Genomic DNA, 22,639 nt, shown 5'->3' with positions numbered 1-22,639 from the left:
AAAAAGAGCTGTGCGAAAGCAGCTCTTTTTTGTGTGTAAATAATACCTTGCCGAATTGGCAAGGTATTAAAGTTTTACTTTATTTTGTTTGCTTAGAAGTTGATTCAGTTTCTTTTGCATTGACTGTACTTCTTGTACCTATCATAACTAAATAGCATAGTACAGCAAACAGGCAAGAAATGAAGAGCGAATGTAATAATGCCATTGCTAAACTAGCATTTGTAAATACGACTAAAATCCCTACTATAGCTTGAAGTGTAACAAGGATAAATGAAATAATCCATCCCCAGTATACTACACGCTGCTGCTTGTAATGGCGAATAGCGATAATCATCGCATATAGTATCCAAGCGAAAATTAACATCGCTGCAACTCTATGCCCCATTTGAACCCACTCATGTAGTTGAGTTGGCATAGGTCTATTTTTGCTACATAAAGGGAAGTCTGGACAGGCTAAGGTAGCTCGTTCGTGACGTACTAAAGCTCCTGTGTAGACAACGATATAACTGTAAATTGTTACACCATAAATATGAAATTTCATTTTTTTGTCCATAATAAGTGAACGTGCATCAAATTTCTGATCAATTTCAAAAATAAGACACGTTAACAAGATGACAGAAGCAAATGAAATTAAGGAAATACCGAAATGAATAGCTAATACAGCAGGCATTTGACCCCAAACAACCGCCGCCGCCCCCATTAATGCTTGTGCAACTAAAAATACGAAGGATAAAATTGCTAACGTCTTTGTTTCGCGCACATGTTTATAATATTTCCAGGACAAGATACAAAGAAGAGTAACAAGGATTCCTGCTGATCCAGATGTTAAGCGGTGACTTAGCTCAATAATAGTCTCCATTGATAAATTAGATGGAACAAATTCACCGTTACAAAGAGGCCATGATTTGCCGCATCCTTGGCCTGAACCCGTTTTTGTAACTAAAGCGCCTCCTAGTAAAACTACTAATAAATCGAGACTTGTAATGACTGCTAACCATTTAATAAAGCGTTGCAATCTCTTTCACCATCTTTCTGCTATGAAGTTATTGCGAAATATTTTCATTCCATTATGTATAGAATAAAACGTGCTACAGTCCTATGATATATAAAAAATAATAAAATAGCAAAGAAATGGAGGGCGAGGACAACGTACGTATTATAAAGAAAAAAATGGGATTTAAAATACATATTTTAGGAGGAATTCGGGCTATTTTGAAAAGAAATGGGGAGAATACATGCTAAATATGACAAAATAGTTTATTATAGAAGATAACATCATGTTATGATAAGGATAAATTAGAATAAAGTTTTTTAACGTTCGACACAAAAAGTTCATGTTTTCTTCACAAAATGTTCGGGAAATGTGATTTAATATATTGGAGTATGGGCGTAGATTAGTAGTAGAATGGGTTAACAATATTTCTACTGTAATAATATTGCTATATAGAAGCGGAATATTTCACATGAAATATATGCTTAGAAAGATGATAGGTTTAAGAGGGGGTTAAAGTGATGAACCATGCAACAAGTGAGCTGCATGATGAGTCAGCTGTTTCAATTGTACCGGAAACAACTCGGTTACAAGATTTATCAGCGCTCGTTAAAATGGGGATTGTAAACTCAAATACACTTACTGTATTTACAGGATTTTGGTTGGCTTTACATTTTAATGGATTGAGTGTTATGGACAATCTAGATAAGTTATTTTTCACAATCGTTGGTTCGGCATTAATTATGGCAGGGGTATGTTGTTTAAATAACTACATTGACCGAGATATCGATCCATTAATGGAAAGAACAAAAAACCGTCCAACGGTAACAGGTAAATATAAACCTGGCTTTGCACTTGCATTTGGACTTGTAATTTTACTTCTTGGCTTTGTATTTTTATTACTTACTACACCGATGGCAGTGTTAATCTCATTTATTGGTGCCTTCACATATGTTGTTTTATATACGTTATGGACGAAGAGAAAATATACGTTAAATACTGTTGTAGGTAGTATATCAGGAGCAGTTCCACCTTTAATTGGATGGGCGGCAATTGATCCGTCTTTAAATCATCCAATTGCTTGGATGTTATTTTTAATTATGTTTATTTGGCAAATCCCACATTTCCTCGCATTAGCGATGAAGCGTGTTGATGAATATCGAAATGCAGGAATCCCAATGCTTCCTGTTGTACAGGGATTTGATATTACGAAACGTCAGATTATGATTTGGACAGTATGTTTATTACCACTACCATTTTATATGAGTGGACTTGGAATAACATTCATGGTAATTGCAACATTGCTTAACATCGGATGGATCGCATTAGGGCTTTATGGCTTCCGTCAGCAAGATGACATCAAGTGGTCCGTAAAAATGTTTGTTTATTCCCTGAATTACTTAACAATCTTATTTGTGTCAATGATTGTAGTTACATTCTTCTAAGACAACGACATGATTGGATTTCTTTACGTTGAGATTTACTTTACTTAACTATAAAGTACAATCTAATTCACAAAGAAAGTGGGGGTTGTTTGTATGAAGAAACAGTGGCGACTGCTTTCGTTCGTTTCACTGCTGGCTTTACTGTTAGGGGGATGCGGTAAAGCTTTTCAGTCTACTTTAATTCCGCAAGGGGAAGTAGCAAAAATGCAATATGATTTGCTCTTACTAGCGAGTGCAATCATGGTAGGAGTAGTACTTGTAGTTACTATTATTTTCTTATATGTAATTGTGCGTTTCCGACAAAAAAAGGGTGAGGAAGATTATATTCCAGAGCAAGTTGAAGGAAATCACAAACTAGAAATTATATGGACAGTCATTCCGATTATTCTTTTGTTAATCTTGGCTGTTCCGACTGTTACATATACATTCAAGCTTGCTGATGTAAGTGCGATGGAGAAAAAGAATATTGATAAAGATACTATCGTTGTTGATGTAACAGCGAATCTTTATTGGTGGGAATTTTCTTATAAATCAGAAAAAATAGTAACTTCTCAAGATTTAGTTATCCCCACAGGTAAGAAAGTGTATTTGAATTTGAAGGGTGCCGATATTAAACATTCGTTTTGGGTTCCATCTTTAGCTGGGAAAATGGATACAAATACAGATAATGTAAACAAAATGTGGTTAAAGGCAGATAAATCGGGCACTTATAATGGTTTTTGTACAGAATTTTGTGGCCCATCACATTCTTTAATGCAGTTCAAAGTGAAAGCTCTGGATGAAAGCGAGTACAAAAAGTGGCTTGCTGACATGAAGAAGATTGATGGAAAAAAAGAAGTAGCTTCTACAAAGGCGCAAGAGGGTCAAGAAATATTTAATAAAAGCTGTATTGGTTGTCATGCAGTTGGATCAAATGATAGTAGACCACCTTCTGCTCGTATCGCACCGAACTTAGCAAACTTTGCAGATCGCGATATGGTTGCTGGTATTGCCGAAAATAATGAAGAGAACTTAAAAAAATGGCTCAAAGATCCTGAAAATATGAAACCAGGTAATAAAATGACTGGTAAATATGGCAACTTAACGGATGATCAAATTAATGCATTAAATGCATATTTACAAACGTTAAAGATTGAAAAATAAAGAGGGATCATTTGCGAAGGGGAGGTTGAAAACGTGAGTTCTGTAGCAAAAAAACAGGGGATGGGTGCTGTCATATGGGATTATTTAACGACAGTAGACCATAAAAAGATTGCCATTCTCTATTTAATTGCAGGTGGATTGTTTTTTGTAATAGGTGGAATAGAAGCACTATTTATTCGCCTGCAGTTAGCGATTCCTAACAATGCTTTTCTTGTTGGGGATGCTTATAATCAAGTATTAACGATGCACGGTACAACAATGATTTTCCTCGCAGCTATGCCACTCGTGTTTGCATTTATGAACGCCGCTGTACCACTTCAAATTGGAGCACGTGATGTGGCGTTCCCGTTTTTGAATTCGCTCGGATTTTGGTTATTTTTCTTTGGTGGATTATTTTTAAATTTAAGTTGGTTTTTAGGAGGAGCGCCTGATGCAGGGTGGACATCATATGCATCTTTAGCTTTAGCCTCTAAAGGACATGGTGTTGATTTTTATGTACTCGGCTTGCAAATATCAGGTATTGGTACATTAATTGGAGGTATTAACTTCCTTGTTACAATTATTAATATGCGTGCGCCAGGGATGACGTACATGCGCATGCCGATGTTTACATGGACAACATTTGTAACATCTTCACTTATTTTATTTGCATTTCCACCATTAACTGTAGGATTAGGACTTTTAATGTTAGATCGTTTATTTGGCACAAGTTTCTTTAATCCGGCACTAGGTGGGAACACGATTATATGGGAGCATTTATTCTGGATCTTCGGTCATCCGGAAGTATACATTCTTATACTCCCAGCTTTCGGAATATTCTCAGAAATCTTCGCCACATTTTCGAAAAAACGATTATTCGGTTATTCTTCTATGGTGTTCGCGACAGTATTAATAGGGTTTTTAGGATTTATGGTATGGGCGCATCATATGTTTACTGTTGGTCTTGGGCCTGTTGCAAATGCTATCTTCTCGGTTGCAACAATGGCGATTGCAGTTCCAACGGGTATTAAAATATTTAACTGGCTCTTTACAATGTGGGGTGGAAGTATTAGGTTTACAACACCAATGATGTGGGCGGTAGCTTTTATTCCATCCTTCGTTATGGGTGGAGTTACAGGTGTTATGCTTGCTTCTGCACCAGCTGATTATCAGTTTCATGATAATTATTTCGTAGTAGCACACTTTCATTATGTAATTGTTGGTGGTGTTGTATTTGGTTTACTTGCAGGTGCGCATTATTATTGGCCACTTATGTTTAATAAAGTATTAAATGAAACGTTAGGAAAGATAACATTTTGGTTATTCTTTATCGGTTTCCATTTAACGTTCTTTATTCAGCATTTCCTAGGTCTAATCGGTATGCCGCGTCGTTACTACACATATCTAGAGGGGCAAGGATTGGAAATGGGGAATATGATTAGTTCTATTGGAGCAGTGTTTATGGCTCTTGGAACGATTGTTCTTTTATTCAATGTAATAAAAACAACGGTATCAAAAGAGAAGGCTGGTCGTGATCCGTGGGATGGACGTACATTAGAGTGGACAATGCCAGCACCTACACCGGAATATAATTTCAAACAGTTACCATTTGTTCGTGGATTAGATCCGTTTTGGATTGAAAAGCGTGAGGGTAATAAAGAGATGACAGCAGCGGAACCGGTCGGTGATATCCATATGCCAAATTCTTCATTTTCACCGTTTATTATTTCTCTAGGTCTATTTATAGCTGCTTTTGGTGCGATGTATATGCAGGGTGGCAAAGATAAATTTTGGTTATTAGTAGCGATTATCGGTTTAATCATTACGTTTGGTACAATGTTCCTTCGTTCAGTAATTGATGATCATGGATATCATATTCATAAGGAAGATTTAGATGATAAGGGGGGCAAGGCGTAATGCATGTAGATGAGAAATTAACGAATGAAACATTTCCAGCAGAGCCTGAAAAAGCAACCCTTGAGGGGAAAAATAAGTTTGTTGGTTTTTGGTTATTTCTTGGAGGCGAAACAGTGTTGTTCGCTTCATTATTTGGCACATATTTAGCGTTAAAGAACTCTACAAATGGTGGACCAACATCTCAAGAGATGTTTCAAATGCCACTCGTTTTCATTATGACGATGCTTTTGTTAACAAGTAGTTTAACGAGTGTATACGCAATGTATCATATGAAAAATTTTAACTTTAAGAAAATGCAACTTTGGTTACTTATAACAGTGTTGCTTGGCTTAGGATTTTTGGGGTTTGAAATATATGAGTTTTATCATTATACGCATGAATTTAAGCATACTATGAGAAGTAGTGCGTTTGGTTCTGCATTTTATGCTCTTGTTGGTACACACGGGCTCCACGTGTTGTTTGGATTATGTTGGATTTTAACATTAATCTTTAGAAACGCGAAGAGAGGCTTGAATTTATACAACGCACCAAAGTTTTATGTTGCATCAATTTATTGGCACTTTATTGACGTAGTTTGGGTGTTTATTTTCACTGTAGTATATTTGATGGGAATGGTGGGATAAACAATGGCGGTTAAGCAAACGAATAATCCTAAGGTGGATCTTGTTTATCGGAAGAGAAAAAGTGCAGAGGAAATGAAGCACCAAGTTGTTACATTTTCACTAATGATTTTTTTAACATTAGTTGCATTTGCAGCGGTGGCATATCCGAAAACATTTAGCCCGATTTTTTCGGTTCCATTTATATTATTGTTAGCAGTCATTCAAGTTATATTTCAGTTATATTATTTCATGCATATGAGTCATAAAGGGCATGAAGCGGCGAGTTTCTTCTTATACTCTGGATTGTTAATTGGTTTATTAACAATATTAGCCTTTATGACAATTGTGTGGATTTAAACAGTGATAGTAGGGGGCTCTGATTTATCATAGCCCTCTTTGTATATGAAATATAAGGATTTTGAAAAGGTAGGTGTGGAAATGGAAAACTTATGGGTATTTGGTTTTCAAGCTTTATGGAGTCCGATTTTTTTATTATTTATGATCTCGATTCTTATTAGTTATTTTTTAGTTATTGGACCATATAGAACGCGATTTGAAAATGCGACGAAGGTAAGTAAGAAGCAAATTTTTTATTTTACGACCGGGATTGTTCTTTTGTATTTTGTAAAGGGAGGACCTATTGATTTAATTGGTCATATTATATTTAGTGCACATATGCTTGAGATGGCAGTAATGTATATTGCGGTGCCTCCGTTATTACTGCTTGGTATACCCGTATGGTTATATCAATATATTACTTCTTTTAAGTTCGTTCAAATTGTGCTAAAGGTTTTTGGAAAGCCACTTATTGCGTTGTTGGTATTTAACGGTCTGTTTTCCTTTTATCATTTGCCAGTTGTTTTTGATACAGTAAAACAAAGTCAAATAGCGCATCCTATTTGCCTTGCTATATTGTTTTTTGCAGCAATGATGATGTGGTGGCCGATGTTAAATCCGCTACCAGAATATCAAACTTTAAGTGATATTAAGAAGCTTGGTTATATGTTTGCTAATGGTATTTTATTAACGCCAGCTTGTGCGTTAATAATTTTTGCGACTGCACCATTATTTGCAACATATACAGATCCGGCCGCTTGGATGAAGGCAATGGAGCTCTGTGTACCGGCGGGGACTTTATCAGATTTAAATATAACTGGACCAGAATTTTTACATTGGATGCCGGTAGTAGAAGACCAACAAACAGGCGGTATCATTATGAAAATTGTCCAGGAAATAGTGTACGGTACGATTATCGGTTATGTGTTCTTTAAATGGGCACGTAGAGAGCGTGAAAAGGATAAAGAGCAGTTGCAACAATTGCCGCCGTATTTACAGACTAAGTAAAAAAGTGTGTGGGATTCCATACACTTTTTTCTTCTTTGGTTTTAGCTAATTATAAAAGATTGAATTTTCAAACTTTTCATGTTAAGTTAGTGTAGGCATGTACTAAAGTGGATATAAAACTTACTACTAGCTTTAATACGTAATAATTCCATATGTAGTGCAAGTTTTTTAGAGAATTACAAATTTATCCCGCATTAAGGGGCAGTAAGACTCCCACCTCGAAATTTGGCGACTGCGAGGGAGTTAGGCGGGAGATCAACTCCCCGTAAAAGCCCGATTGGTGTAGGCTAATAATCAGTGGGGGATGGACAAAACCCCCACTGATTAAAGTTTCACTTTATATTGTTATCTTTAATAAACATGAACTATTTTAAGGGGGAATTTAAATGGGTAGTAGTGGAAGCATGGTAAAGCCGATTAGTGGTTTTTTAACAGCGTTAATTCAATATCCAGTACCGGTAGTAGAGTCGCGTGCAGACATTGATAAACAAATTAAACAGATCATAAAAACAATTCATTCAACGAAATCAGGTTATCCTGGATTAGAATTGATAGTATTTCCCGAATATAGTACACAGGGGCTCAATACAAAAAAATGGACTACAGAAGAGTTTTTATGTACAGTTCCTGGACCAGAAACAGACTTATTTGCTGAGGCATGTAAAGAATCTGAAGTATATGGTGTTTTTTCTATAATGGAAAGAAATCCTGATGGTGGAGAACCGTATAATACAGCAATTATTATTGATCCACAGGGTGAAATGATTTTGAAGTATCGTAAGTTAAATCCTTGGGTGCCAGTCGAGCCTTGGAAAGCTGGAGATTTAGGCTTACCTGTTTGTGATGGACCTGGAGGAAGTAAATTAGCTGTTTGTATTTGTCATGATGGTATGTTCCCTGAAGTAGCCCGTGAAGCGGCCTATAAAGGTGCAAATGTCTTGATTCGTATTTCCGGATATAGCACACAAGTTAGTGAACAATGGATGTTAACTAATCGTTCAAATGCATGGCAAAATTTAATGTATACATTGTCAGTGAACTTAGCGGGTTATGATGGTGTATTTTATTACTTTGGTGAAGGACAAGTATGTAATTTTGATGGGACTACTTTAGTGCAGGGACACCGAAACCCTTGGGAGATTGTTACTGCCGAAGTATATCCGGAGCTAGCAGATCAGGCTAGATTAGGATGGGGTCTCGAAAATAATATATATAATTTAGGTTCAAGGGGATATGTAGCGACTCCTGGTGGGGTGAAAGAAAACCCGTATACGTTTGTAAAAGATTTAGCTGAAGGTAAATATAAGGTTCCTTGGGAAGATGAGATTAAAGTAAAAGATGGATCCATTTATGGGTATCCAGTCAAAAAGACGATTCATTCTTAGGTAAGAGAAATAGAACAAGCGCATCGATATGATGCGCTTGTTCTATTTACTCAATAATTTGAAATTCTTTCAACTCTTTTTCAATATTTTGTAGGAGTTGTTCGCTTTTTTGAAGTACATTCGTTGGGAAAATCTCATCATCGCCATATTCAACGCCATGAGGATAATAATGTTTTCCTAATAAGGGTGGCAATAGTTTTACTTGAGCGTGTCTGCCGCCGATGTCACCTTCAACAGCAAATCCTTGTACACGTAAATAATAAATATCCTTTAATATTTCAAATTTATAATCATATGTAACGCGTTCGTAATCCCATTGTCCGGCAAGTACAAAATGATTGTTTTCCATAATCTCAGTTAAAAGAGTTAGATCAACGACTGCATCAGTAAAGTTTGTATTTGTAAATTGCATAGAATACCTCCTTATTTTAATGTTAGTTCATTATTTTTATAATAGTACGAATAATAAGAAAGTGCAATTCGTATTGCGAGAAAAGGGATAATCCAGACTTTTTTCGTGAAAATATGATATAGTGAAAAGAGTACGGTACACACAAAAAAAGGAAATAAAAGGATTTGTGTATATCTCGATTTTATGCTTTGTTCAGGAGGTATATCGTTTGAAGAAATTATTGCGTATCGTAATGATTACATTTTTAATTTTAGCTGTTGATTTATACGGGAAGTTACTCGTGTCACAATATATATTAACCCCATCTCACTCTAAGCAAGAAAATAAAATTGTGAAAAAGAAGAAGCAAGTAAATGAAGAATCCACAGACACTGTTTTAAATATGCTTGGCGGGGACTCTGAGAATTTATTAGCGAAGTGGGGCGAACCATCTCGAATAGAGCCGTCTGCTTATGGATATGAATGGTGGGTGTATAATCAAGATTTAGCTCAGTATGTTCAATTTGGAGTTGCTGAACGTAAAGTTGTAACGGCGTATGTTGCTGGTGAGCAAGTTAAGGTGGCTCCCTATTATATAAATGAAAAGTATGAAGAGGTATATAAAAAGAATCCACTTTCACATGAGATTTCATTAAAAAGAGGAAAGAATAGTTATCAATTTGAGTTATCTGATACGGAAGTAATGGAACAACCGCTAGTACCTGTAGAAGATGGATGGGCACAATTATACTTTGATCACTTTACACATGAGCTTGTTGGTCTTCGTTATATGGATGATGAAACGTTATTACGACAAAGACCATATCAACTTGTTTATTCAGGTGAATTAATAGCGGAACAGCCGCTGACGCCAGAAAAAATGAAGCAAGTAGAAAATGGAAATATGCAACAAATTCTCGATTTAACAAATATTATTCGGAGTCGTCATCAATTACCGTTGTTAACATTGGATCAACAAACTGCAGATGTTGCATTTGGCCATAGTAAAGATATGAAGGATAATAATTATTTTTCGCACGATTCACCTACTTTTGGTACGTTAGGAGATCGCTTGCAACGTGGGCAAGTGGCTTTTCAACTTGCTGGTGAGAATATAGCGGCGCAACATAGTGATGGAATTGCGGCGGTACAGGGTTGGTTAAATAGTGAGGGGCATAGAAAGAATTTATTAAACGAACAATTTACTGGATTAGGTGTTGGGGTATATGATAAATTTTATACTCAAAACTTTATCCGAAAATAAAATGAAACTTTAATCAGTCGGGGCATCCTTCATTGATTATTAGTCTTCACCAATCGGGCTTTAATTGTCCACAAATAGGAAGATAAAAAGGTGCATGAATCGTCTAAAAATAGGCGAACCATGTGCCTTTTTTTTCTTACAATATAGTAGATATACATGAAGAGGTGAGGATTATGCCAACAACAAAAGGGCCGTTACATCCATCGGTTCAACAGTTTAAAGAGTTTGTAAACCATCACCCTAAAATGGTTCATGAGGTTAGAGGTGGTCAAAAAACTTGGCAGCAATTTTATGAAGAATGGTACTTACTTGGTGAAGAAGATCAAATATGGACAGCATATAGACCTGATGGAGCACCTGCTTTTTCTTCGGTAAAAGAAAATAAAGAAGAAAAAGAAAATCGAACAGAAGAGGAAAAAACTGCTGATGTGATGGGGCAAATGCTTTCTTTCTTTAAAAAGCTAGACGTAGAACAAATGCAACATCATTTAGCAAATGTAACGAGTGCGATTGGTAGCGTGCAACAAGTTATTCAACAATTTCAAGGAAACCGTGCGCAGCAAGAACAAAGTACTTCTGAAAATAATCCTTTTTTCTTTCAAAAGGATTAGGGGGAAAGAGAATGAGAGCAGAGCTTATGGAGTTTATAAAAGCTGATGAGGATTTAGCTCGCTATATTCGGGAACAGCCATACTGGTACCGGAAATTGACGCGTAACCCAGAAGAAAAAGAAGCTTTTGAGTTAGCTGCCATGCAGCATTTCAAAAAAACGATACCAGATAAAGTGGAAAAATTTCAAAATCAATTGGCCGTTGCTTCAATTATGATTGATATGTTCCAGTATATGAAGCAGCAAAATACGACGTAATTGGAAGGGAAAACTATGTCCGTTATGCAAAACTTTTGTTACAATAGAATCGGATTATTTAAAAAAGGAGTTGCAGCATGACGGAAATTTGTTTAGTACGACATGGACAAACTGATTGGAACTTTCAAGAGATTATTCAAGGGCGCGAAGATATTCCACTCAATGAAGTTGGGAAGAAGCAAGCGAGTCAAAGTGCAGCTGCCTTGCAAGCGGAATCGTGGGATATAATTATAAGTAGCCCGTTAATTAGAGCGCAAGAAACAGCTAAGGAAATTGCTGGGGCTATTGGATTACCATCTATTTTATTAGATGAGCGATTTATGGAACGTAATTTTGGGGAAGCTTCCGGGAAACCAGTTGCGGCCGTTAGAGAGTTAATTACAGAAGGTAATGTAGAAGGAATGGAACAGGATGAAGAAATTCTAGAGCGCTGTTTTACGGCTTTACAACAGGTTGCAGCAGCACATGGAGATAAACGTATTATCATTGTTGCGCATTCACATGCAATAAAAGCTATTTTACACGCAATTGCACCAAATGAAATTACATTTAAAACGCCGTTAAAAAACGCATGTATTAGCTACGTGAAAGAGAATAGCGGGAAATGGGATGTTCTTAAATATAATATTGCGGAGCATATTAGTATATAAGAGTGCAAGGAGATTGTATGAAAAGTAATTAGAATCATATCTTTCTTTTAGGTGAGACACTTCAATTAGTAGTTCTGTTCCAAATGTGTTATGATGAATACTCGGAGGTGTCTCTCATGATTGTAGCGACGCTGGAAAGCGTATTGATTTTAGATAAGGCAGAGCAGCTTGCAAAAGCGATCATCTGTTCAGATATAGCAGAAGATTACCGTAAGTATTATAAGGATTTACAAGAAGATATAGAAGTCCAGACGCTAATTCAGCAATTTACAGCGATGAAAGAGCGATACGAAGAAGTGCAACGTTTTGGTAAATATCATCCTGATTATACTTTCGTTTCGACGAAAATGAGGGAATTAAAGCGTTCTGTAGATATGCATGATAAGGTTGCAACTTTTAAAAGAGCAGAAACAGCTTTACAGAAGTTATTAGATGAAGTTAGTGTAGCAATTGGTTCTGAGGTATCTTCTTCCGTTAAAGTTCCAACAGGAAATCCGTTTTTTGATGCGGGTGGCTGTGGCGGTGGTTGTGGTACCGGAGGCGGTTGTGGTTGTAAAAAAACGGGGTAATTTACCCCGTTTTTTAGAATATAGAAGAAAACGTATACAGAGTTTGTTCTTTAATGTCATAAATTTATGATTGGTTTTCATAAAATATAAGAATATAAGTTTTTAAAAGGAGAAGATGGAGAAGATTATGTTCGGGCAACGACAAAGTATGATTGTTTATTTACATTCATTGAAACATGCCAAGATTTTAAGGAAATATGGTAACATTCATTACATATCAAAACGTTTGAAATATGCCGTTGTATATTGTGATATGGAACAAATTGAGCATATGATGCAAAAATTGAATAAACTTCCTTTTGTAAAAAAAGTAGAACAGTCGTATCGCCCATTTTTAAAAACGGAATTCGAAAATTCGCGTCCTGATCGGGCAAAAGAATACGATTATAGCTAAGTAAAAAAAATCCCCTGCTAAATTTAGCAGGGGATTTTTTTTACTTGAAATAACGTGTTATTTCATTGGAGGAATGAAATTGTTCATTCGTAAAATACCGATTAGATGATTAAAAAATAGTTCTTTTTCAGGGAAAGTTGTTGATGGTTTTACAGTAAAGGGAGTAACTTTTTTCCCTATTTGTTCCGCCATTTCTTCAAATAAAACGACACGTTTACTTTTTTTATTTTCAAGTACAGGAATGCCTTCACGACATATGTATAATGGTTGGAAATCACCAGTAGTTGTCGGTTTTAGTATTACAACAAGTGAACACACTTTTTTTTCGTTTTTTACAGTTTCGAATTGTAACATATGTGTTACACGTTCTTGGTTTGTTTTGGCAATTTCAAGTAATTCATATAAGTCAGAGTAGCCTTCTCCGAGTTCTATAAAGCGTTGAATCATATTTTTTCCTCCTCTTTCTTTTACTGTACCACCTCACTTTTTAAATGAAAAGTAGACAAATAAAAAAACCCTGCAAAGCAGGGCCCTTCTAATACTAGTATGTACTACTAGTAAGAAGGCAAAGGGAGAGGAGAAACCGGAGGAAGAACTTATGGGGAAACGTAAGTCTTCTCCGCGGTTGGCAACAACATCGAAAATGATGTTGTTATATTTATTTATGTCCAATCTAAAATGAAGATATACATAATGAAATTAAAATTTATGTTAGGCTTTTTATTTTTCTTTTTTTTATTTTATGATAGGATAAAAAAGGTAAAGTGGAACTGATGTACATAGAGGGTTGTTGCTTGCAAATAGTGAAATGGATATGAAAGAAATAGCGAGCGATTATTTTAACTGAGGTTTTCAATTAGTTAAATAACAGATTAATGAAAAAATGTATGAAATAGTATGAATCGGTAGCGGTTACCGAATTGAAATGAATTTGCTGTAATCGCTCTATAGATTGAAATAAAGGTAGTGACAACAGATGAGAGTAGTTTCAGGAAAATGTAAAGGGCACCCACTTAAAGCGGTACCTGGTAATACAACGCGTCCAACGACAGATAAAGTGAAAGAATCTATTTTTAATATGATAGGTCCTTATTATGATGGTGGTATCGCTCTTGATTTATTTGGTGGTAGCGGTGGTCTTGGAATTGAGGCCATAAGTAGAGGGATTGATAAAGCGATTTTTGTTGACCGAGATAGTAAAGCGATAAAAGTCATTCATCAAAATTTAGAAAGCTGTAGACTACAAGAACAAGCTGAAGTGTACCGAAATGATGCAGAGCGTGCGGTAAAGGCGCTTATAAAGCGTGAAATATCATTCGATCTTATACTAATAGACCCTCCATATAAAGCTCAAAAAATTGTGTCTTTAGTTAGTGTAATGGATCAACATGGATTGTTAAATAAAGATGGCATCATTATGGCAGAGCATGGGGATGACGTGGTTTTACCTGATTCTATAGGAGAACTTGTAAAAGTACGGGCAGAAAACTACGGGATTACAGCAATTTCGATTTATAAGTATGAAGGTGAGGGGACAGAATGACAAGTATAGCTATTTCTTCAGGGAGTTTTGATCCAATTACCCTTGGACATTTGGATATTATTAAAAGGGGAGCAAAAGTATTTGATGAAGTATATGTAGTTGTTTTAAACAATTCATCAAAAAAACCATTCTTTTCGGTAGAAGAACGCCTAGAGTTAATTCGAGAGGCGACAAAGGATATTCCGAATGTAAAAGTTGATTCACATAGTGGATTATTGGTGGAATATGCAAAAATGCGTAATGCAAATGCAATATTACGTGGTTTACGAGCAGTTTCTGATTTTGAATATGAGATGCAAATTACTTCAATGAATCGAAAACTAGACGAAAGTATCGAAACTTTCTTCATTATGACAAATAATCAATATTCATTTTTAAGTTCAAGTATTGTGAAAGAAGTTGCGAGATATGGTGGAAGTGTAGTAGACCTTGTTCCTCCGATTGTAGAGCGTGCTTTAAAAGAAAAGTTTAAAACCCCGTTAAAGTGAACGGGGTTTTTCTTTATGAATGCGTAAAAACAATAAGATAACATATAAATATAAACAAAATAAGGTGAAGATTGGTCCGTAGTGTATAAATGATGTCCAAATATCAGTTAGTGTGTAAGAATGATTCAATAAAAATACGGGAAGATCTTCTTGCGTAGGCGAGAAAGAATGAACTTTTTCATAAAATGGCCCCCAAAATATAAAAGTGAGAATAGGAGCGAGAATACTTTGGATAATTCGAGCTAAAAAATAAGGTTTAAAGCGGATATCTGTCTCCGCTAATATGCTTGCTACTTGTGCCTGAATAGAAAGGCCGCTAAATGCTAGAATGAAGCTTGTTACCATCGCTTGTTGAAGAAGTGTTGATTCATTAATTTGACTAATCATTTGGCTTCCAAGCGTCATTTCAAAAATACCGGATAATATCGGAATATTAAATTGGGATGTAAGTTGGAAGAATGATAAAATATGTTGCATAATAAAAGAAAGCGCTTCTGTAATTTCGAAAACAGTAATCATTTTATTTAAAACAGAGAATAAAATAATAAACCCACCAATCATGAGCAATGTTTGAATAGAAGAAACGATAGCGTCACCGAGTAGTTTTCCAATCGGTCTTTTTTCTTGCATACGTGTTTGGTGGAGGATGGAAAAAGGGTTTTGAAAGGCACGCTTTTGATTCGTATGTTTGTCTTTTATGTAAGTATCGTTATTACCATAAAAGCGCATAAGTAATCCGACGATAAAGTTACTTATATAATGTGCTGCTGCTAATACGAGCCCTAATTTCGGATTATTGAAAAAACCAATAGAAACCGCTCCGAAAATAAAAAGTGGATTAGAAGAATTTGTGAAAGATACGAGTCGTTCCGCTTCGATTTGTGTTAGTTGATTGCTCTTGCGTAGTCTAGCGCTTAATTTGGCGCCAGCGGGGAATCCTGAAGCCATTCCCATTGCCCAAACAAATCCGCCTACCCCTGGAACACGAAACAGTGGACGCATTAGTGGTTCTAATATAACACCGATAAATTTTACAATACCAATACTGATTAGAAGTTCCGCAATGATGAAAAACGGTAGTAGTGAAGGGAATACAACTTCCCACCATATATTTAACCCGCGAATTGAAGCTTGCAAAGCATCTTGGGGGTGAAGTACAAGAGAAAAGGTTAAAAATAACATTGATATGGTAAGAAAAGCAGTTTTCCATTTTTCGTACATGTAAGAAAATCCCCCTTTGTCCCAAAAACGTTCATTTCAGTATACGTGGATATGTGGTGAATTTAGACCATAAGTATGAAAAAGGAATGAAAAAAATTAAAGGGTGAGAAAAATGAAGGAACCAAAAATCGGTTTAGCGCTTGGATCCGGAGGTGCAAAAGGTTTTGCTCACATAGGGGTAATAAAAGTGTTAAGGGAAGCTGGCATCCCTATTCACATGATAGCAGGTAGTAGTATAGGAGCATTAATTGGTACATTTTATGCAGCGAGTTGTGACGTTGAAAGACTGTATAGATTGGCCGCTGTTTTTAAAAGGAAATATTATTTGGATTTTACAGTTCCTAAAATGGGATTTATTGCTGGAAAACGTATCAAAGATATGATTAAAATGTTTACATATAATAAAAATTTAGAAGAGTTAGATATCCCGGCGGCTGTTGTGGCTACTGACATTTTGAAGGGGGAAAAAGTTGTTTTTACAAGCGGTCCGATTGCGGAGGCGGTTCGAGCTAGTATATCTGTGCCGGGGGTGTTTGTTCCAGAGAAAATAGATGGGCGCTTATTAGTGGATGGAGGGGTAATTGACCGTATTCCCGTATCGGTTGTAAAAGATTTAGGGGCTGATATTGTTATTGCTGTTGATGTATCTCCAATTAAGGTGAATGGAGAGGTTACATCGATTTATGATGTGATTATGCAAAGTATTGAAATTATGCAACATGAACTCGTGATGAATCGGCAAATAGCATCAGATTTAATGATGCGGCCAGCAGTAGAACAATTTAGTTCGCGTGCTTTTACACATATTGAAGATATCATTCGGGTCGGAGAAGTGGAAGCAGAAAAACACATTTCAAACATTTATTTACTAATTGAGCAGTGGAAGGAGAAACATAATGTTTAAGCGTTTTCGGTTTATATATGCAATTTTAATAGGGGTTATATTGGCGATGCTACTTGTTTATGTGCGTTTGCCGTATTATGTGACAAAACCAGGTATGGCGGCGAAATTAGCGCCATACGTTCAAGTAGATGGTGGAACGAAAGAGTCTGGTGATTTCATGCTTGTCACTGTCTCAATGGGACCTGCCAATGTGGTGAACTTAATAGCCGCGCAATTTAATAAATATACACACGTTTCAAAGGCGGAAGAAATATTGCAAAAAGGCGAGAGTGATGAAGAATATCAATTTCGCCAAAATTATGCAATGAAAGATTCGCAAAATGCAGCGATCTATAATGCTTATAAACGTGCAAATCGCTCTGTTTCTTTTGAAAATAAAGGTGTACTAGTTGCTGGTGTAGCAAAGGGTATGCCGTCAGAAGGAAAACTTAAGCTTGGAGATGTTATTATTGCTGTCGATGGAAAAACATTCGACAAGACGGAACAATTTATTGAGTATATGACAGGGAAAAAAGAAGGGGACATAGTAAATATTGAATACAAGCGGGGCGGAAAACAGTTTAAAGAAAATTTAAATGTAAAGACGATCCCTAATGGGAATGGACGCGTCGGTATAGGGGTCTCTATCGTTACGGAAAGAGAGTTAGTGGTAGATCCGAAAGTGAAAATTGATTCCCATGAAATAGGAGGCCCGTCAGCAGGGTTAATGTTTACACTAGAAATTTATAATCAGCTCGTTGAAGAAGATTTAACAAACGGACATGAAATAGCTGGAACAGGTACAATCAATGATAAAGGAGAAATTGGTCCAATTGGTGGTATTCAGCAAAAAGTAGTAGCTGCTAGTGATGCGGGAGCTGAAGTGTTTTTTGCGCCAAATGAAAAAGGTGTAGAGAAATCGAATTATAAAGATGCTCTTGAAGCTGCGAAAGATATTAAAACAAAGATGAAAATTGTACCGGTGGACACACTGGATGATGCATTAACGTATTTAGAAAAAATGGGTAAAACAAAGTAAACCTCTCTGAAGAAGAGAGGTTTTTCTTATAGGAATTTTTTCATTATTTCATCATAACGAATTGGGTGATGCGTTGCGTCTTGTTTTAGCAGTTGTGTCCGCAAAGGTTCTTGCATTATGCAGAAATATACAGCATTTGATTTTCGTTCTATGTCTAAAGTTGGATGTTCGAATGTTTTTGTATGAGTAAGGATTGGGAGTTCAATTTTTTTCTTATTTCTAGAAAGATAAGTTTGTCCTTTTTGTGACATTCCGAGAAGACGGATATACGGCGCATGTTGCTCTATATTTGCTTTGTGTATTTCTTCCTTCGTTGTATTTGTTAAAATATGTGTACAAGCTCTTTGCAATCTAGTCCATGTATAACGTTTTGTTTTTAATGCTTCCATGAATGAATAGAAAGATGAACTGTTTTGTATTTTTGATAAAATACGATGCTCTAAACCTTCTTCCATTTCATATATATGCTGTAAGTCCTCTGAAGACATCGTCATAAGTTTGTATTTAAAAAATGAAAAGTATTTTTCCCAGTTATGTAACGTCCCGTAGTTTTGCTTGTAGTTTTCTAAAAGAGAAGCAGTCATTTTCGGGATAAAAGGCTCAATAGTTGTAGAGGAACTGTTTTCATTAAATAGCTGTTTGCGAATACTTGTTGCACTTGCAATATGTTGATCGTGAAATGTTTCATCATGATAATGAGAGGCGAATCTTTTTATAGTTTGTGCTTGCATCGAACTGTTTTGTAAGAGAATTGCTTTAATGTACTGTAAGCCTAAAATGTTATTTGGTTGTGACATATCTACGTTTTTTTCGGATGGTAAGATGTGTAGAAAGGCTTCAGATGTAGCTTTTGCATAACTATTACCTGCATTCATAAATTGCTTCACAAGACGATTAAAAGTCTCTTCTTCATTTTTTTGTATAGCGATGGTATTGTAGAAATTTTCAGCTTGTCCATCTTCACTACCGAAACAAATTTCAGAAACACCAAGGGCGTTTAAAATCGAAATTGCGCCATTTGCGAAAGTTTCGGCCTTTTGTGTTGCGAATGCATATGGAAGCTCTACAACAAGGTCTACGCCGTTTGTTAAGGCCATTTTAGTACGATACCATTTGGAGATGAGTGCGGGCTCACCACGCTGCAAAAAAGGACCACTCATAACGGCGATAATAATATCAGACTGTGTTAACTTTTTTGTTTGTTGCACATGATAAGCATGACCGTTATGAAAAGGGTTATATTCAACAACAATACCACTGGATTTTATGGTAATCTCTCCTTTCGATGTAGCATCTTTTTGGAAAACGTGATAGTCTATATATTATTTCCTATGATGACTTCATTATAGTGTAAAGAAAAAACATTGACAAATATAAAATGGCTAGCTATAATTTTGTTTGTTGCCTTGAGGTGATATGATATGAAATGGTCCATCCATCAATTGAATAAATTGAGAAATAAAGGATTGACATTAAATGAAATGGTAGATGTAAGTGAGCTAAAAGAGGTCGAGAAAGATATTCGTGAAATTAATCCTGCTCATGTAACAGGAAGAGTTGATTTTGGCTCCGGTAAGTTTACGTTTCATCTACATATAACTGGAAGCATGGTTTTACCATGTTCTCGCTCTTTAGTAGATGTGACATTACCATTTGACATTAAAACAACTGAGGTGTTCCAAACTTCGGAAGAAGAATTTGAAACAGAAGCTGAAATTCATTGTTTAGAAGGAGAAGTACTTGACTTACTGCCCGTAATCAAGGAAAATATACTTTTGGAGATTCCAATGCAAATTTTCAGTGATGATGTTTCTGGTGGAGCACCGATGCAAGGTCAAGACTGGCAAGTGATTTCGGAAGAAAACAAAGAAAAGACTGTTGATCCACGATTAGCAGGACTTGCAAAGTTTTTTGACAAATAATCGGAAGACTGGTTTAGGCCTTCATATGAAAATAACTATTTCTTTTAAGGAGGTGGGAAGAATGGCTGTACCTTTTAGAAGAACTTCTAAAACAGTAAAAAGAAAGCGTCGTACGCATTTCAAATTATCAGTACCTGGTATGGTAGAGTGCCCAAGCTGTGGTGAAGCGAAATTAGCTCACCGTGTATGTAAAGCATGCGGTACTTACAAAGGTAAAGAAGTAATCAGCAAGTAATTGCGGGAAAATAAACGTAGAAGATATCTTCTACGTTTATTTTTTTTTGTCTTATTCTTTATTTGTTGTATTCTATCTTTTCTAGTAACTGCATATGCTTAATAAAAAATGCATAGGGAGGACTAGAGAGATGGCGACAACAAGACAAGATGCTTGGACTGATGATGAAGATTTGCTTCTGGCAGAAGTAGTACTCCGGCATATTCAAGAAGGTGGAACGCAACTTTCTGCCTTTAAAGAAGTGGGGAGACATTTGTCTCGCACGCCAGCAGCATGTGGATTTAGGTGGAATTCTTATGTTAGAAAGCAATACAAAGAACGTATTGAAGAAGCAAAGCAACTTCGTAAAGTAGAAAATTATGAAGTGAAAGAGACAAAGGTATTAGAGCCTACATCAATTACATTGAATGATGTTATTGAATTCTTGCGAAATTATAAAGATGAAAGCTCTTTAATGGTGTTGCAACAACAAATTGAATCGTTACAAACAGAGAAAGAACGTCTTCTGGAGCGATTATCAGTATATGAGGAAGAATATAGAACATTACTTGATTATATCGATCAAAAAAGAAGTGTAATGGTAGCGGAAAGAAATGGCGCTCGCTCGAATGGAGAATTAGAAAAATTAAAGAAATAAAAACAGCTGCGTAACAGCTGTTTTTTTTGTTTCTTATGCAGATTCTTCGTTTGTAATCGCATTCGAATTTGTTTCTGGATGCCAAATATAAAAATCACCATCAGTTACTGATACTGGCTGGAAACTTAATTTATCCCAAAAACCAGATGACTGGATACGTGCTATCGTTTTAATTGGGAATTGTAGTTGTTTCGCATAATTAACAAGCATTTGTCCGAATCCTTGTTTTTGAAAAGTCGGCAATACTTCAAGTTTATAAAGTTCTAGGTAAGTACCTGTAATTTCAAATGGTTCCCCGCCGTTCCTTTTCATATATAGACTCATACGTGCGATTAGTGATCCTCCATAATAAATACCGTAAAATGGAGACTCACTATCATTTTCAATAATGTTTGCTTGTAATTCTTCCAACATGGATAGTTCTTGAGCTCCGCACCCTTTGAATTTTTTAAATTCATCTAATGTTTTATAATTGATGAGCAAGCGTTCAACTTTTGGGAATCCCATTACATCACGTCCTTTTCTTATCTTGTTGAATGCAGAAAAGTTAAAATATTTATAATAATATTATAACTCATTTTTAAATTTTTATGAAGAAGATAGAATATTTCTTTCATTATTTTTTTGAGGATTTGCTAAACTAAGAATAGAACTATGTATATAGGTAGTATATACGTAGTGAAAGAAGAGGTTGCATTTGTTAAAAGATAATTGAATCCTCAACTATGTAATTGTAATTTAATAAGATATAAAGGGGGAAAGGCAAGGGAACTTATATCACTTGTTAATATGAGTTCTTTGTGTGAAGATGAAAATTGGAATTGTTGGACCGGGAGCTATTGGTCTCCTATATACATTTTATTTACAAAAAAGTAATCAAGATGTTACGTTGTTTACAAGAAACGATAAGCAAGCAGAAGAATTAAACTTAACGGGTGTAACTTGTATTAGGAATGGAGAACGTGAAACGGTATTTCCATCTATTTTACCGATAGAAAGTATGCTGGATAAACAGTTAGATTATATATTTATTGCTGTAAAGCAATATCATGTAACTGATATATTACCTTTTGTGCAGGGAGAATCGTCATTAATCTTTTTGCAAAATGGAATGTCACATCTTCACGTTATGCGAAAAATAGGAAATGAACGTATAGCAGTCGGGATTGTGGAGCATGGTGCAAAAAAAGAGGATGGACATACAGTTCGTCATACTGGAATAGGTGTTACAAAGTTTGGTGTAGTGCGTGGTCAATCTAGTTGTTTTAAAAAGGTATTTAATTGTTTTCCTTTTGATTATTTTCCGATTCAGATAGAAGATGATTGGAAGGGAATTATGCGTAATAAATTAGTAGTCAATGTATGTATTAATCCGTTGACGGCATTATTACGGGTTGAGAACGGGGAGTTAATTTCAAACCCGCTTTTTTATCAAATGATGGAGCAAGTATTTCAGGAAGTTGCATTTCTTGTTAAAGAAGAAGATAAGGAAATGCTATGGAAAATGGTATGCCAAGTATGTGAAAAAACATCCCATAATACTTCATCTATGTTAGCGGACGTAAGGGCGAATAGACAAACGGAAGTTAATGCAATTGTTGGATATGTATTAGAAGAAGCTGAGGAACAACAACAATCTGTTCCGACACTTCGATTTTTGTTCAATGCAATAAAAGGAATGGAATTATAAGTGTTTTTCTTTGCTTTTACGTGAAACATTGAATACAAT

The 22,639-nt window shown here is 35.8% G+C and carries 27 protein-coding genes; 21 read left to right on the top strand and 6 right to left on the bottom strand.

Translation table 11 applies throughout. From position 1 onward, the window contains the following. Positions 1-79 precede the first annotated feature (79 nt). Positions 80-1,015 (bottom strand): heme A synthase, encoded by a 936-nt coding sequence (gene ctaA, locus I6L50_RS25555; protein ID WP_002014781.1) that lies wholly within the window; start codon positions 1,013-1,015, stop codon positions 80-82. Between the two features lie 497 nt (positions 1,016-1,512). On the opposite strand from ctaA, the gene cyoE reads away from it, so the two are divergent. The 7 genes from cyoE to I6L50_RS25520 all read left to right on the top strand — a co-directional run bounded on the left by cyoE (position 1,513) and on the right by I6L50_RS25520 (position 8,806). After that, the gene (gene cyoE / locus I6L50_RS25550; RefSeq protein ID WP_002142959.1) at positions 1,513-2,436 is read left to right on the top strand and encodes a heme o synthase; all 924 of its coding nucleotides are present in this window, start codon (positions 1,513-1,515) and stop codon (positions 2,434-2,436) included. Between the two features lie 93 nt (positions 2,437-2,529). Continuing rightward, positions 2,530-3,579 (top strand): cytochrome c oxidase subunit II, encoded by a 1,050-nt coding sequence (coxB, locus tag I6L50_RS25545; RefSeq protein WP_002088304.1) that lies wholly within the window; start codon positions 2,530-2,532, stop codon positions 3,577-3,579. Positions 3,580-3,639: 60 nt separating this feature from the next. After that, the gene (gene ctaD, locus I6L50_RS25540) at positions 3,640-5,475 is read left to right on the top strand and encodes a cytochrome c oxidase subunit I (RefSeq protein WP_181777920.1); all 1,836 of its coding nucleotides are present in this window, start codon (positions 3,640-3,642) and stop codon (positions 5,473-5,475) included. Beyond that, positions 5,475-6,098 (top strand): cytochrome c oxidase subunit III, encoded by a 624-nt coding sequence (gene ctaE / locus I6L50_RS25535; RefSeq protein ID WP_002121963.1) that lies wholly within the window; start codon positions 5,475-5,477, stop codon positions 6,096-6,098. The genes ctaD and ctaE overlap by 1 nt, the downstream gene beginning before the upstream one ends. A gap of 3 nt (positions 6,099-6,101) precedes the next feature. Beyond that, entirely contained in the window at positions 6,102-6,434 is a 333-nt protein-coding gene (gene ctaF / locus I6L50_RS25530; protein ID WP_002014776.1) for a cytochrome c oxidase subunit IVB, read from the top strand. 81 nt (positions 6,435-6,515) lie between these two features. Next, positions 6,516-7,421 carry a cytochrome c oxidase assembly factor CtaG gene (ctaG, locus tag I6L50_RS25525; protein WP_002146015.1) on the top strand — a complete coding sequence of 302 codons (906 nt, stop codon included), beginning with the start codon at positions 6,516-6,518 and terminating at the stop codon, positions 7,419-7,421. A 386-nt stretch (positions 7,422-7,807) separates the two neighbouring features. Beyond that, entirely contained in the window at positions 7,808-8,806 is a 999-nt protein-coding gene (locus tag I6L50_RS25520) for a formamidase (protein WP_000535796.1), read from the top strand. Between the two features lie 46 nt (positions 8,807-8,852). Here the strand turns inward: I6L50_RS25520 and I6L50_RS25515 are convergent, their stop codons facing one another. Next, positions 8,853-9,218, bottom strand: coding sequence for a YugN family protein (locus tag I6L50_RS25515; RefSeq protein WP_002014773.1), 366 nt, complete (start codon positions 9,216-9,218; stop codon positions 8,853-8,855). A gap of 208 nt (positions 9,219-9,426) precedes the next feature. Here I6L50_RS25515 and I6L50_RS25510 point away from each other — a divergent pair, with 208 nt between their 5' ends. The 6 genes from I6L50_RS25510 (at position 9,427) to I6L50_RS25485 (ending at position 12,942) form a co-directional block, all read left to right on the top strand. After that, positions 9,427-10,461 (top strand): CAP domain-containing protein, encoded by a 1,035-nt coding sequence (locus tag I6L50_RS25510; RefSeq protein ID WP_002142956.1) that lies wholly within the window; start codon positions 9,427-9,429, stop codon positions 10,459-10,461. A 173-nt stretch (positions 10,462-10,634) separates the two neighbouring features. Beyond that, on the top strand, positions 10,635-11,072 hold the full coding sequence (gene ylbD, locus I6L50_RS25505) for a YlbD family protein (protein ID WP_002014771.1): 438 nt from the start codon (positions 10,635-10,637) through the stop codon (positions 11,070-11,072). Between the two features lie 11 nt (positions 11,073-11,083). Further along, positions 11,084-11,329 carry a YlbE-like family protein gene (locus I6L50_RS25500; RefSeq protein ID WP_002014770.1) on the top strand — a complete coding sequence of 82 codons (246 nt, stop codon included), beginning with the start codon at positions 11,084-11,086 and terminating at the stop codon, positions 11,327-11,329. A gap of 77 nt (positions 11,330-11,406) precedes the next feature. Then, positions 11,407-11,979, top strand: coding sequence for a histidine phosphatase family protein (locus tag I6L50_RS25495; RefSeq protein ID WP_219303442.1), 573 nt, complete (start codon positions 11,407-11,409; stop codon positions 11,977-11,979). 116 nt (positions 11,980-12,095) lie between these two features. Continuing rightward, a complete protein-coding gene (locus I6L50_RS25490) occupies positions 12,096-12,548 on the top strand; it encodes a YlbF/YmcA family competence regulator (RefSeq protein ID WP_002014765.1) in 453 nt (150 codons plus the stop codon). 127 nt (positions 12,549-12,675) lie between these two features. Continuing rightward, the gene (locus I6L50_RS25485; protein WP_002088292.1) at positions 12,676-12,942 is read left to right on the top strand and encodes a YlbG family protein; all 267 of its coding nucleotides are present in this window, start codon (positions 12,676-12,678) and stop codon (positions 12,940-12,942) included. A 57-nt stretch (positions 12,943-12,999) separates the two neighbouring features. Here I6L50_RS25485 and I6L50_RS25480 read toward each other — a convergent pair whose 3' ends face one another. Further along, positions 13,000-13,389: a DUF7147 family protein gene (locus I6L50_RS25480; RefSeq protein ID WP_002014762.1), complete on the bottom strand. Its 390-nt coding sequence runs from the start codon at positions 13,387-13,389 to the stop codon at positions 13,000-13,002. Between the two features lie 529 nt (positions 13,390-13,918). Between I6L50_RS25480 and rsmD the strand changes: the two genes are divergently transcribed. Together rsmD and coaD are read left to right on the top strand one after the other, a co-directional pair. After that, on the top strand, positions 13,919-14,485 hold the full coding sequence (rsmD, locus tag I6L50_RS25475) for a 16S rRNA (guanine(966)-N(2))-methyltransferase RsmD (protein ID WP_001266992.1): 567 nt from the start codon (positions 13,919-13,921) through the stop codon (positions 14,483-14,485). Continuing rightward, positions 14,482-14,973, top strand: a complete 492-nt coding sequence (gene coaD, locus I6L50_RS25470) for a pantetheine-phosphate adenylyltransferase (protein WP_002142952.1) — start codon at positions 14,482-14,484, stop codon at positions 14,971-14,973. Before rsmD ends, coaD begins: the two co-directional genes overlap by 4 nt. On the opposite strand, the gene ylbJ is transcribed toward coaD, so the two are convergent. Beyond that, entirely contained in the window at positions 14,965-16,194 is a 1,230-nt protein-coding gene (gene ylbJ, locus I6L50_RS25465) for a sporulation integral membrane protein YlbJ (RefSeq protein ID WP_002138097.1), read from the bottom strand. The genes coaD and ylbJ overlap by 9 nt on opposite strands. A gap of 112 nt (positions 16,195-16,306) precedes the next feature. Here ylbJ and I6L50_RS25460 point away from each other — a divergent pair, with 112 nt between their 5' ends. Then, complete coding sequence (locus I6L50_RS25460) at positions 16,307-17,098, top strand: patatin-like phospholipase family protein (RefSeq protein WP_219303441.1); 792 nt, start codon at positions 16,307-16,309, stop codon at positions 17,096-17,098. Further along, positions 17,091-18,116 carry a SepM family pheromone-processing serine protease gene (locus tag I6L50_RS25455; protein ID WP_219303440.1) on the top strand — a complete coding sequence of 342 codons (1,026 nt, stop codon included), beginning with the start codon at positions 17,091-17,093 and terminating at the stop codon, positions 18,114-18,116. Before I6L50_RS25460 ends, I6L50_RS25455 begins: the two co-directional genes overlap by 8 nt. Positions 18,117-18,142: 26 nt before the next feature. On the opposite strand, the gene I6L50_RS25450 is transcribed toward I6L50_RS25455, so the two are convergent. Further along, positions 18,143-19,384, bottom strand: a complete 1,242-nt coding sequence (locus I6L50_RS25450; RefSeq protein ID WP_219303748.1) for a nucleotidyltransferase — start codon at positions 19,382-19,384, stop codon at positions 18,143-18,145. Positions 19,385-19,537: 153 nt separating this feature from the next. Between I6L50_RS25450 and I6L50_RS25445 the strand changes: the two genes are divergently transcribed. The 3 genes from I6L50_RS25445 (at position 19,538) to I6L50_RS25435 (ending at position 20,910) form a co-directional block, all read left to right on the top strand. Next, positions 19,538-20,038: a YceD family protein gene (locus I6L50_RS25445; RefSeq protein ID WP_002014753.1), complete on the top strand. Its 501-nt coding sequence runs from the start codon at positions 19,538-19,540 to the stop codon at positions 20,036-20,038. A 61-nt stretch (positions 20,039-20,099) separates the two neighbouring features. Next, positions 20,100-20,273, top strand: coding sequence for a 50S ribosomal protein L32 (gene rpmF, locus I6L50_RS25440; RefSeq protein WP_001984764.1), 174 nt, complete (start codon positions 20,100-20,102; stop codon positions 20,271-20,273). 130 nt (positions 20,274-20,403) lie between these two features. Then, positions 20,404-20,910 (top strand): RsfA family transcriptional regulator, encoded by a 507-nt coding sequence (locus I6L50_RS25435; protein WP_002066865.1) that lies wholly within the window; start codon positions 20,404-20,406, stop codon positions 20,908-20,910. A gap of 33 nt (positions 20,911-20,943) precedes the next feature. On the opposite strand, the gene I6L50_RS25430 is transcribed toward I6L50_RS25435, so the two are convergent. Beyond that, positions 20,944-21,417 carry an N-acetyltransferase gene (locus tag I6L50_RS25430; RefSeq protein ID WP_002014751.1) on the bottom strand — a complete coding sequence of 158 codons (474 nt, stop codon included), beginning with the start codon at positions 21,415-21,417 and terminating at the stop codon, positions 20,944-20,946. Positions 21,418-21,712: 295 nt separating this feature from the next. Here I6L50_RS25430 and panE point away from each other — a divergent pair, with 295 nt between their 5' ends. After that, positions 21,713-22,600, top strand: a complete 888-nt coding sequence (gene panE / locus I6L50_RS25425; protein ID WP_002066866.1) for a 2-dehydropantoate 2-reductase — start codon at positions 21,713-21,715, stop codon at positions 22,598-22,600. Positions 22,601-22,639: the final 39 nt, after the last annotated feature.

This window comes from Bacillus sp. FDAARGOS_1420, assembly GCF_019344915.1.
Taxonomy (GTDB): Bacteria; Bacillota; Bacilli; order Bacillales; family Bacillaceae_G; genus Bacillus_A; species Bacillus_A mycoides.
The sequence above is the reverse complement of the archived record's forward strand: the minus strand, read 5'-3'. Positions and strand labels throughout refer to the sequence as shown.